This window comes from Staphylococcus sp. MZ3, from assembly GCF_018622755.1.
Classification (GTDB): Bacteria; Bacillota; Bacilli; order Staphylococcales; family Staphylococcaceae; genus Staphylococcus; species Staphylococcus aureus.
In genome coordinates this window covers 467,060-479,569 of record NZ_CP076026.1, presented here as the reverse complement: position 1 = coordinate 479,569, position 12,510 = coordinate 467,060, and the positions used below count along the sequence as shown (strand labels likewise).

9 protein-coding genes and 1 tRNA gene are annotated in these 12,510 nt (G+C 35.4%); 4 read left to right on the top strand and 6 right to left on the bottom strand.

All coding sequences use genetic code 11. The annotated features are described in order from the left end of the window. Positions 1–237: 237 nt before the first annotated feature. The 3 genes from KI230_RS02190 to gltB form a co-directional block, all read right to left on the bottom strand. Positions 238–330: transfer RNA gene (locus KI230_RS02190), tRNA-Ser, on the bottom strand. A gap of 269 nt (positions 331–599) precedes the next feature. After that, positions 600–2,063 (bottom strand): glutamate synthase subunit beta, encoded by a 1,464-nt coding sequence (locus KI230_RS02185; RefSeq protein ID WP_000503583.1) that lies wholly within the window; start codon positions 2,061–2,063, stop codon positions 600–602. Positions 2,064–2,080: 17 nt separating this feature from the next. Then, positions 2,081–6,580 (bottom strand): glutamate synthase large subunit, encoded by a 4,500-nt coding sequence (gene gltB, locus KI230_RS02180; protein WP_045177109.1) that lies wholly within the window; start codon positions 6,578–6,580, stop codon positions 2,081–2,083. 180 nt (positions 6,581–6,760) lie between these two features. On the opposite strand from gltB, the gene gltC reads away from it, so the two are divergent. From gltC to KI230_RS02165, 3 genes are all read left to right on the top strand, one after another. Then, on the top strand, positions 6,761–7,645 hold the full coding sequence (gene gltC, locus KI230_RS02175; protein ID WP_000403916.1) for a glutamate biosynthesis transcriptional regulator GltC: 885 nt from the start codon (positions 6,761–6,763) through the stop codon (positions 7,643–7,645). 114 nt (positions 7,646–7,759) lie between these two features. Beyond that, on the top strand, positions 7,760–8,878 hold the full coding sequence (locus KI230_RS02170; protein WP_001794550.1) for a YibE/F family protein: 1,119 nt from the start codon (positions 7,760–7,762) through the stop codon (positions 8,876–8,878). Further along, positions 8,875–9,657 carry a YibE/F family protein gene (locus tag KI230_RS02165; protein ID WP_214958308.1) on the top strand — a complete coding sequence of 261 codons (783 nt, stop codon included), beginning with the start codon at positions 8,875–8,877 and terminating at the stop codon, positions 9,655–9,657. Before KI230_RS02170 ends, KI230_RS02165 begins: the two co-directional genes overlap by 4 nt. Positions 9,658–9,825: 168 nt before the next feature. Here the strand turns inward: KI230_RS02165 and KI230_RS02160 are convergent, their stop codons facing one another. Both KI230_RS02160 and KI230_RS02155 read right to left on the bottom strand, forming a co-directional pair. After that, on the bottom strand, positions 9,826–10,311 hold the full coding sequence (locus KI230_RS02160) for a GNAT family N-acetyltransferase (protein WP_000183669.1): 486 nt from the start codon (positions 10,309–10,311) through the stop codon (positions 9,826–9,828). Further along, positions 10,301–10,696, bottom strand: coding sequence for an NUDIX hydrolase (locus KI230_RS02155; RefSeq protein WP_000588530.1), 396 nt, complete (start codon positions 10,694–10,696; stop codon positions 10,301–10,303). The genes KI230_RS02160 and KI230_RS02155 overlap by 11 nt, the downstream gene beginning before the upstream one ends. A gap of 148 nt (positions 10,697–10,844) precedes the next feature. Here KI230_RS02155 and KI230_RS02150 point away from each other — a divergent pair, with 148 nt between their 5' ends. After that, positions 10,845–11,114, top strand: a complete 270-nt coding sequence (locus KI230_RS02150; protein WP_001129473.1) for a hypothetical protein — start codon at positions 10,845–10,847, stop codon at positions 11,112–11,114. A 183-nt stretch (positions 11,115–11,297) separates the two neighbouring features. On the opposite strand, the gene aaa is transcribed toward KI230_RS02150, so the two are convergent. After that, positions 11,298–12,302 carry an autolysin/adhesin Aaa gene (gene aaa, locus KI230_RS02145; protein ID WP_001170264.1) on the bottom strand — a complete coding sequence of 335 codons (1,005 nt, stop codon included), beginning with the start codon at positions 12,300–12,302 and terminating at the stop codon, positions 11,298–11,300. Positions 12,303–12,510 lie beyond the last annotated feature (208 nt).

The following is a 12,510-nucleotide window of genomic DNA, read 5'->3' as shown; positions in this document are numbered from 1 at the left end:
TGAAAAATGCATATCTATAAATAGCAAACTTGTCCACACAAGCCATCCATCATATTTCACAAAACAAAAAAGACATTTAGCTATGTATATTGCACAAGCCAAATGCCCTTCCAATCTCAATGCCTTATCATTTCTATTATCAAAAATTACGAGTCATTCAAAGACAAATAAAAAAGGTAAATACTCAAAATTTGAGCACTTACCTTCATTATATATAGTATTTAATATAAATATTGATGGCGGAGGAAGAGGGATTCGAACCCCCGCGAGCCGTTAAGCCCCTGTCGGTTTTCAAGACCGATCCCTTCAGCCGGACTTGGGTATTCCTCCTAAACACAATATTTATCATATATGAACGTTCTGTAAAAGTCAATATTGTTTTTAAGCATTACATGATTACCACAAATCATTGTCTTCCACTACAGTTGACCTATAAAACGAATGTAAAAAATCACTACTTATAATTAATCTATTTGTTGTCTTACAAACCTTTGTTTTTAGGTTACAAAGATGGCATGTGACGTTGATAGATACTAGATTATTTCAAACTCGATTCAGCATGACACAACGTCAACGTAACCACCATTTCCATACAAAGATTATACACAAACTTTACTAGCTAAATACTGATCTACTGCTTTCGCTACGCCTCTACCTTCTTTAATTGCCCATACAACTAAACTTTGACCACGTCTAGCATCTCCAGCAGCAAATACCTTTTCATTATTAGTTTGATAGTTTGTATCATCCGCCACGATTCGATTTCTATCCGTTTTAATGTTAAAAGCATTCGGTACTGTTGGTTCTGTACCTTCGAAGCCGATTGATAATAATACAAGGTCAGCAGGCCAAAATCTTTCAGGTCCTTCTTTCATGACCATACCATTTTCGCCTTGCTCTAAAATTTGAGTATACAAACCACGTATGTGTCCTTTATCGTCAACATCGTAACGCATTGTTTGAACACCATATGCACGTGGTTCCTTACCAAACTTAGCTTCGTACTCTTGGTGCGCGTAGTCCATTTTAAACACCGGCATTGCTAAAGGCCATGATGCATTTTCTGTAAATGTAATTGCTTCTGGCAATTTCGTATATTTATTAAATTGAACAATCGATTTACAATTTTCTCTTAATGCTGTCGCTACACAGTCTGCCCCTGTATCACCAGCACCAATGATAATGACATTCTTATCTTTTGCAGTTATTGTTATATCATCAATTTCTCCATTTAACAGCTGCGTTTGTTCAGTTAAATAATCCATAGCGAAATGTATACCATCACCCATGCGTCCTTCTAAAGGTAAATCTCTACCTTTTTGTGCACCAGTACATAATATAATGGCATCATACTCAGATTCTAACGTTGCTTTATCAATATCAACGCCTACTTCAACACCATTAATGAAAGTAATGCCCGCTTCTTCCATTAACTTAATACGACGTCGAACCACATCTTTATCAAGTTTCATATTCGGAATACCATACATTAATAAACCGCCTGATTCTCTAGCACGTTCATAAATAGTTACTTGATATCCTAGTAGATTAAGTTCTTCAGCAGCAGCTAATCCTGCTGGACCGCTTCCAACGATTGCCACTTTTTCATCTCTACGGCGACTCGGAACTTTCGGCGCTACCCAACCATTTTCAAAAGCTTCATCAATAATTGTGCGTTCAATACCTTTAATCGCAATCGATTCTCTATTAATCTTCATCACACAAGCACTTTCGCATGGTGCAGGACATACACGCCCTGTAAAGTCAGGAAAGTTATTTGTTTCGCTTAAGCGTTCATAAGCAGTTTTAAAATCTTGATGATACACTAAGTCGTTCCATTCAGGAATGTAGTTTCCAATTGGACAACCTATTGTTTCCCTACCATACTGTTGTCCGGTTTGACAAAACGGCGTTCCACAATCCATACATCGCGCACCTTGGATAGAGGCATCTTCTTTAGTAAATCGTTGTTGATATGCTTTATGATGCTTCAAACGGTCTACCAGTGATAATTCACCTAAGTACTGTTTGTCATACTTCATAAATCCTTTAAATTCACCCATCGTATCTCCCCCTTTCCTTAATACACAACGGCTGGTTTATGTTTAGCGTCGATTGTTTTACTGTCATCGTAAAATGCAGCTAACATCGCTTCATCTTCATTGTCATGTAATGATTTGTGCAAATGAATTTTTTGCATCATTAATTGATAATCTTTAGGAATAACTTTAACGACGACATCTTCAATGCGATCAAAATGTTTTAACACATGAATCGCTCTCGTACTATTCGTGTGTGACACATGTTCTTCCAGCATTTGCTTAATGAATGCTTTTTCTTCTTGGTGTTTAATCTTTGTAAACGAAAGTGTATCTAGTTGATTATTTTCAACAAAAGCTTCTACATCAGACGGGATAACGTAAGCAATACCACCACTCATACCTTGACCGAAGTTCTTACCTACATCTCCTAAATTAATGACATGTCCACCAGTCATGTACTCTAATCCATGGTCACCGATACCTTCAACGACAACATCTACACCACTATTTCTAATACAGAATCTTTCTCCTGCACTACCGTTAATAAATGCCTTACCACCTGTCGCACCATAGAATGAGACGTTACCAGCAATAATTTCATTTTGTCGTTCTTCAAAAGGTGCTTTGACAATGACCGTACCACCAGATAATCCTTTACCAACATAGTCATTCGCATCTCCAGTATGATGAATCATTAAGCCTTTCGGTGCATATGCTGCAAGACTTTGACCAGCATGACCATTCGTATAAACATTAATTGTATTTTCAGGAAGTCCTGCTTCTCCATATTGTTTCGAAATCTCACTACCTGTAATAACCCCTACATCACGTTGTTCATTATTTACTGTAAAGCTACCTGTATAGCGACGTCCTTCAGCAATATATGGCTTCGTTACTTCATATAAATTTGTTAAATCAAATCCATGCTCAAGATTATGATTTTGTTGAATTTCTTTTGTGTTTGGCCCATCGAAAGGACATAACAGTTTTTCAACATCAATACTAGCCGCTTTGCTATTCGCTTTTAATGTTGATGATCGTTGTAATAAATCAGTTCTTCCAACTAAGTCTTCTACACGTTTCAAACCTAAAGATGCTAAAATTTCTCTTAATTCTTGTGCAATAAAATGCATAAAATTAACAACATGATGTGCTTTACCTCTATATAAAGCACGTAAATCTTTGTTTTGAGTTGCAACTCCTACTGGACATGTATCTTTATGGCATACACGCATCATAATACAGCCCAACACCACTAATGGTGCAGTTGCAAATCCAAATTCTTCCGCTCCAAGCGCACATGCGTACGCTACATCTTTACCAGTTAATAACTTACCGTCTGTTTCTAACTTAACACGACTTCTTAAGTCATTTAGTTTTAATGTTTGATGTGTTTCTGCTAAACCAATCTCCCAAGGAACACCGGCATGCTGAATACTCGTTTTAGGTGAAGCCCCTGTACCACCATCGTAACCACTGATGACAATTTTATCTGCAAATGCTTTTGCCACCCCAGATGCAATGGTACCAACACCTGTTTTCGAAACTAATTTTACCGCGATATCTGCATCTTTATTCGCATTTTTCAAATCATGTATCAGTTGCGCTAAATCTTCTATTGAATAAATATCATGATGTGGCGGTGGTGAAATCAGACCGATACCTGGCGTTGACCCTCTTGTCTTCGCAATCCACGGATATACCTTAGTACCAGGTAATTGACCACCTTCACCAGGCTTTGCACCTTGCGCAACTTTAATTTGAATTTCTTTGGCATGTTGTAAATAATCACTAGTTACACCAAAACGTCCAGAAGCAACTTGTTTAATCGCACTTACTTTGTTGCTTCCATCAACTTGTACTTCATAACGTTTTGCATCTTCGCCACCTTCACCACTATTACTCTTTCCACCTAATTGGTTCATGGCTTGTGCTAACGTTTCATGTGCTTCCGCTGAAATCGATCCATAACTCATCGCCCCTGTATTAAAGCGTTTGACAATGTCACTTACCGATTCAACTTGGTCGATGTCAATCGGTGTACATGCTTTAAATTCAAGTAAATGTCTAATGTGATCTGTTCTATTTTTGTTCACCGCTTCAGAGTATGCTTTAAATTGCGCATAGTCATTTTCTTTACATGCGTGCTGCAATAAGAAAATAGATTCCGGATTAAAAGCATGATGTTGACCTTGTTGTCTCCATTGGAATGTACTACCTGATGCAAGATAATTATCATCACTTTGTTGACGTGCTTTATTTTCAGCATCAATTTGATCAATCGAAATACCCGATAACTTAGACTGTGTCCCAGTAAAATAACGATCAATCACATCATGAGACAAGCCAATCGCTTCAAATATTTGTGCACCTTGATAACTTTGCACTGTCGAAATTCCCATCTTAGCCATTACTTTAATGACACCTTCGGACAATACATCCGTATATGTCTTAACATTATCGACAACGGTGCCTTGTAACCCTTCTGTCAATGTCAGTTGTTCAACTGTACGTTGCGCTAGGTATGGCACAATTGCATTCGCGCCATATGCGAGTAAACAAGCAACATGATGCACTTCTCGTGTCTCACCAGATTTAGCGACTAAACTTGTAGACATACGTAAATCTGCTTTAATAAGTAATTGATGCACATGACTTATTGCGAGTAACATCGGCATTGCAAAGCCATTGCTATCAACTAATCCACTGTCATCTAACACTAGAATTTGAGCGCCTTGCTTTACAGCATTCACTGCTTCTCGGCCTAATGCTTCTAACGCATCTTCCAAATCCCCTTCATATACCGTTGATAAATAAGTTAATTTAAAATGTTCCTGATCAATCGCTGCTATGTGTGATTCATTCAATACCGGCCTTTTCAATTGAATACGATCTAAAACCGTTTCGTCAGGTGCTAGTAAGTTACCTTCGCCACCTAAATAAGAAAGTTCACTCGTTACGATTTTTTCACGATACGCATCAATTGGTGGATTCGTAACTTGTGCAAACAGCTGTTTAAAGTAATTAAATAGTGATTCTGGTCGCTCGTTCAACACTGCAATTGGCGCATCATATCCCATTGCACCGATAGGATCCTTCTTACCTTCTACAAGTTCCTGAATATACTTATGAATCTCTTCTTTCGTGTATGCAAACTGACGTTGTAATTTAAATAACGTCTCATCTTTCCATTGCGAATCTTGATATTGTATATTTTCAAAATCAAAGTCAACTTTATGGTTATCAATCCACGCTTTATATGGTAATTCTCCAGCAATCGCACCTTTTAAATCATTATTTTCAATGACTTTATTCTGTTTAAAATCAACAAGCAATAACTTTCCAGGATTCAATTGACCTTTAAAAGCAACATTACTTTCAGGTACGTCCACAACACCCACTTCAGATGAAAAGACAATAAAGTTATCTTTAGTAATCGTATAACGACCTGGACGTAATCCATTTCTATCTGTAAGCGCGCCAAGTTTGTCACCGTTACAGAACGAAATCATTGTAGGACCATCCCACGGTTCCATTAAATAACTATAAAATTCATAAAACGCACGTACATTTGCATCATTCGCTTCATTATATAACCAAGGTTCAGGTATGAGTAGCATCGCTGCCTTTTCTGGCTCCATGGCTAACGATAAGAACTCTAGCGCATTATCTACAATAGCAGAGTCACTACCATCCTCATCGACAATTTGAAACACTTTATGTTGATCCTCGCCAAATAATGTTTCGATTAATTTATGTTGGCGTGCTCGCATCCAGTTTACATTACCTTTAATCGTGTTAATCTCACCATTATGCATTAACATACGGTTAGGATGTGCCCTTTTCCAACTCGGGAATGTATTCGTACTAAATCTCGAATGCACTAAACCTAGCTTTGATTGATATGAATCATCCGATAAATCTGTATAGAGTTTTTTAATTTGGTCTGATCGTAACCAACCTTTATATACAATTGTTTTGCGTGATAAGCTCGTAAAATACAATTCTAAATCGCACTGAGTCGAATAGAACTCTAATTGTTTTCTCGCTAAAAACAAACGCTTTTCAACATCTTCAATGTCCCTAATATCAATAAACACTTGTTGAATGACTGGCATCGTATCTGCTACATGTTTAGCAATGGCATCTTTATTAACTGGTACATTACGATAACCAAGAATTGATAACCCTTCGCCTTCAAAATATTTTTTAAAAACTACTTCATGTTCAGAACCTAAAATGCGTTCTTTGGAAAAAAATAACCCCACGGCATATTCACCTTCACCTGGGATATCAAAGTCCGTTACATGTTGTTTGAAAAATGCAAAAGGTATTTCAGTCATAATACCTGCGCCATCACCAGTGATGCCATCTGCGCCGACCCCGCCCCTATGATCTAAGCGTCGCAACATTTCAAGCGATTTATCAATGATGTCGTGAGACCTTTTATTATCCATATTCGCATAAAAACCAATACCACACGCATCATGTTCCTCACGATAGTCATATAAGCCTTTAATTAATTTCTCATTGTGCATGATGCACACCCCTTTTTTAGAATATTCTGATATTAGTTATTAATGATAATTACTATAATCTAAAAAATTTATCTGTTCAATATATAAAATAGAAGATATTCATCTAAAAAATAGAACATTTATCAATAATATTGCTATAATAGTTACAAAACACTCATTTTTGGAGGTGCCTATATCGCTATGGAAATTAAACAATTAAGATATTTTATCGAGGTCGCTAAAAGAGAACATATCTCCGAAACAGCACTTGAACTAAACATTGCTCAATCAGCGATAAGCCGTCAAATTACATTATTAGAACAAGAACTTAATGTGTCTTTATTTAAAAAGCAAGGACGCAATATTACGCTCACATCTGAAGGGAAATTATTATTTAATGAAGCTCTGCGTATTATTGAACATTTAGATAGCACGATTGAACAATTTCAAAGCCATGGATTAACTAAAAATAAAAGTATCTACATTGGCTATGATGAGAGTGACGTATCCCACATGTTACTACCACTTATCCAAACGTTTCATTTACAAAATGATACACATGTCATACCGAGCTTATTAGAACATGACACAATTATAAATAGCGTATTAAATGGGAATATAGACATTGGTTTCACGGAACTTACACCAGAAATACGTAAACACAAACAATTACATATGCTACCTTTATTCGAAGAGCACTATCATTTATATGCGCCTTCAGACGATCCAATTACGATGGCGACACACCCACCATTAATTCAGTTTGAGCATAGTCATATTTATTGCTTGGCACCATTTGCCGAAACTGTAAAAAAACAATTGCGCAAGATTACTAAATCAGATGTATACACAATCAGTAGCCAACCACTTGCGCAGTATCTCCTTCGTCAAAAAGAAGGTTACATCATTTCATCACAAAATATACATTTACCAGAATCTAAATCATGGATAGATATAAAATTAGATCATACTGAATTAAAAAGAACGATATGTGCTATTACAAAGGAGCCTTATACAAAGAGTGATATTGGCATATTATTAACACTTATTCAGCAATTAATGACTAAAACGTCTACATTCCATTAAGTAATTCGATGCTATCAATGATGATTTTCGTTTTACACTTAGCAGTAATATCTTTGAAAATAAAAAATTAAGGGCGTATAATCACCATATTAATTCATTCATAGAATTGGGGTTTTGTTTTTGAAATATAGAAATTTATTTACAAAGCCATTTAATATAATTTTAGGTTTGTTCTGCATCGCATTCATTGGTGCTATTTTATTTACATTCAATAATGAGAACTTTTACAACAAACCAATTGGTCAAATTATAGATGTCAAACATGTTTCTTCGACACCTACAAAAGATGCACAAAATAATCGTGATATTAAATATAAAAATCAATTAAAAGTCAAAATATTAAATGGTCAATTTGCTGGAGAAACGACGACGATTAATCATCAGTACGTCAAATCGCAAGCAGATTCTGAGGCATTTCGCACACACGAAAAAGTATTATTACATATTTCTAACAAGCCGAGTGATGCTTATATTATAGAAAAGAAGCGTGATACCTTAACGGTTATCATCACTGGTTTGTTCTTATTAACTGTATTATTGGTTGGTCGCAAAGTCGGACTGCAATCGATTTTATCGTTAATCTTGAATTCTATTGCCATATTAATCGCAATTTACATTCATATTCAACATAGCAATATTAATTTATTCTTACTCATGACCATTGCCATGATCTGTTCAACAATACTCACTTTATTGCTCGTTACAGGCTGGCATATGCGCACACTCATTACCATAGCCAGTACAATTATCGGAACTTTTTTGAGTATAGGTTTAACAGAATTAATCATATATATGACAGACGGTAAAGGCATTAAATATGAAACGATGAACTTTTTATCATTACCACCGAAAGATATCTTCCTAGCCTCAGTGTTAATAGGTTCACTTGGCGCTATTATGGATGTTGCAATTACAATTGCTAGTGGTATGCATGAAATTTTACAGCGTACGCCACACATTTCAATGAGGAGATGGGCGCTTGCTGGCCGAAACATCGGCCAAGATATTATGGGAACAATGACTAACATCTTATTATTCTCATATTTATCCGGTGCACTACCTATGTTTTTAATCTTTTTAAAAAATGCCAATACAGTGACTTATACTATTTCGATGAATTGGTCGTTAGAAATTGCGCGCGCACTAACAGGTGGTATAGGTATCGTACTTACAATTCCTATCACAATATTGTTTATGGAAATATTTGAAACATTAAGGAGGGCGAAACAATGAATGCTGTATTTATATTGGCGTTATTGCTCCTCTTTCTGATGATAATTTTCGGAGGTAGAAAGGGATTCATCTCTTATTTAACCCTATTTTTAAATTTTGCTATTTTAATTATTAGTATTGTGTTGATTATTTTTGGCGTACCGATTTATGTCGTCACATTCTTTTTCTGGATTATTATTGGCGCTTGTAATTTATTCGTACTCAATAGTTACAATGTTAAAACACAAGCTGCATTTATCAGCACTATCGTTACAACAATATTGTTGATTACACTCATTTATTTATCGGTCTACTTCGGTCATCTACAAGGCTTTTCAACCGAACAACAAGATGAAACATATGTGTATTCAATGAATATTGGCATTGATATGGTTCAATTTATGGTGTTCACTATTATTCTTGCTGTTATTGCAGCTGTGATAGATTTAACGATTACCATTAGTTCACCCATTTATGAATTGCATCAAGTAAATCCAACACTTACACAATACGAATTATTCCAATCTGGCATGCGTGTTGGTAGAGAAATTTTAGCGACATCTGCGAACACGATTTACCTTGCCTTTTTTGGTGGCCAACTTGCTTTATTTATTTGGTTTTTCAAACTTAAATATTCATTTGGTCATATTATAAACTCGAAAATATTTGCCCAAGAATTTATTTCTATTATTTTAGGCGGTATTGCCGTTGCAATCAGTATTCCGATTACGGCTTGGATTACGGCATTTTTAATAAAAAGACCATCTCGACAGCGCAAAAATGATGAGTCTATCAATTAATCGCAACTAGCAATATAACTTAAGTTAAGCGACCTGTGGATATATGTCAATTGTTCACTAGGTCGCTTTTTACTATAGTAAATTGTCCGGTGATCTATAACAAAAAGCACCTTTATTCATCATTAATTGTTGTGGTCGACGATGAGTAAAGATGCTTTTAAATTTAATTTATTTTATAGTTAACGCCATAATATGAACAGGTCTTCCGACGAACATACTATCTCCCATATATTGATATCCTTGTTGGCGATAAAGTGCCATGGCATGTGGATTGTCAGTATTAACCGTTAACACAATCTCATTAATATCCTGAAATGTTGAAGTGATAAATGACGCCAATTTTTCCATTACCACTTTACCTATTCCTCTATTACGATAACGTTGATCAACACTAAATGACCTGAAAAATACTGCATCTTGGTTATCGCTAAATGGTGCGACCCCTTTTCCACGATGTAATGTAAAAAAGGCCACACATTGCCTGCCATCCATTACAACGATGGGATACCTTTCATTATCAGACATTGCAGCTGTAATATTTTCCTCTGGCGTTTTAACAAACTTCAAATCACTTTCACTTAATTGAAAAGCTTCTAACATCGAATAATCTTGTGGAACATAATGTCGTAACATGATGGTGTCATTATTTGTCATGTTTACCACCATACGTTTCAATCCAAACTTTGACAGCAGGCGCAATCAACGCATCATTATCTTTATCAATCCAGCGTATATCCGTAATTTCATTATTGATAGTTACGTTTTCCCAATCGATTTTGGTTAATGCGCGAAATCCATTTAACTCAGTTAACATATCCTGTTGTGGATATGCAGGACCTACAATTGTCCCGATATATTCAATTTCATCCATTGTTAATGTTAAATTTAATTCTTCTTTTACTTCTCTTAACAGCGCTTGTACTCGTGATTCCCCTTCTTCTATTTTACCACCTGGGAAATAATACTTTTCGCGATTCCTTACTTGAACAAGTAATATTTTATCAGCTGTTTCTTCAACTAAACAGACACATTTAATCATCTTTGACACCCCAACTTTGTGAAATCAATTTTTAAAATTATACTGTACAATTATGTTATCATATATGAGTAGTTATAGCGCAAAACGTTAGCAATTCAGCGCACCCAATTTTTCATATAAACAGAAGATACTAGGGGGAATTATTATTATGGCAAAACGTTCCAAATCACAACGTTTATCAAGTTTACTAAATGTCGCAGGTTTCATAGTCGACGGCTACAATGGCTATAAATATCATGCTAAAAATAAAAAATTAGTATATCTTTCATTAGGTTTAAGCACTGTAGGAACCGTGTTAGACTTTTACATTTCAATTAAGTCACCACGTAAGTTCAAAAAAGCAGTGGCAGTTGTTACTTTAATAACAAACGGTGCTAGATTATTTACAAGCATTCGCAAAGTAAAGCATGAATACTAATTCAGAAAAGGATTGGTCGAACATAGAACATGAAGTTCATTCGACCAATCCTTTTTCTTATACAAAAATTCCTATTACAACAATCACGACTTTGATAGCCCCGCCATAAAGTTTAGGATTCAATCCAACTTTCAGCTTGTGAAATGTAATAGGAATTCATTATATATTTATATACGTAAGACTTTAGTGAATATATCTATAATTATTTACTTGGTAAGCTGGTACCGTTCTGTAAGTTAAAATACCTGGTGCAGCTGAATAGTTCATTTCTGAAACTAAAATACTACCATCGTTATTTACACGTTCTACAAACATAACATGACCATAATAACCTACATCTGTTTGAGCGATAGAACCTACAGTAGGTCTATTGTCGATAGTGTAACCATCTGCTGCCGCTGCGTTATCCCAGTTATTAGCATTCCACCAATAAGTACTAATACCTTTACCAATTTCAGCACGACGATTAAATACATGATATGTACATTGACCCCATGTATATAAGTTTTGGTGACTGAATACTGGTGTATTGTAACCTCTATTTGTCGTTGTTGCAGATCCTGAGTTCGTAGATGCATTACCAGTTACTTTCAATTTTTGACCCGGATATATAAAGAAATTATTTAAGCCATTTAAGCTCATAATTTTTTGATAAGTTGTACCATATTTTGATGCGATTAATGACAATGAGTCACCTGCTTGTACTGTATAGTATGATCCGCCACCTGAGTTCGTTGATGGACGGCTACTATTGCTCGCAGCGTTACTTGAGCTAGCAGTACCTGATACTTTTAATTTTTGACCTGGATAAATAAAGAAATTATTTAAACCATTAAGTCGCATAATGTTTTGGTAAGTTGTACCATATTTTGATGCGATTAATGATAATGAGTCGCCTGCTTGTACTGTGTAGTATGATCCGCCACCTGAGTTCGTTGATGGACGGCTACTATTACTCGTAGAATTACTTGAGCCAGATACTTTTAGTACTTGGTTTGGGAAAATTAGATTAGATGTTAAATTGTTTAATGACTTTAATTTAGCAATCGAAATCCCATACTTATTTGAAATTGCCCACACTGATTCACCCGGTTTTACTGTGTGAGTTGTAGCCGCATTTGCTTGAGTTGCCGCAACAGCGCTAATCGCGCTTGTCCCAATAATAGCTGCAATTACTTTTTTTTGCACTTTAAAATCCTCCTCTTGCTTAACTTTCCTAACATTCTTTTATCCGAATTTATGAATACTACATCATTATACGATTTTATTATGTATAATAGGTTGATGTTTGATGACATTATGATTACAAAAAAATCATATACTGTATCATCAAATTTTATAATTACCCCTTAAAATTATTACAACTTATTAGATTTTACAATATCTAAATTATTAC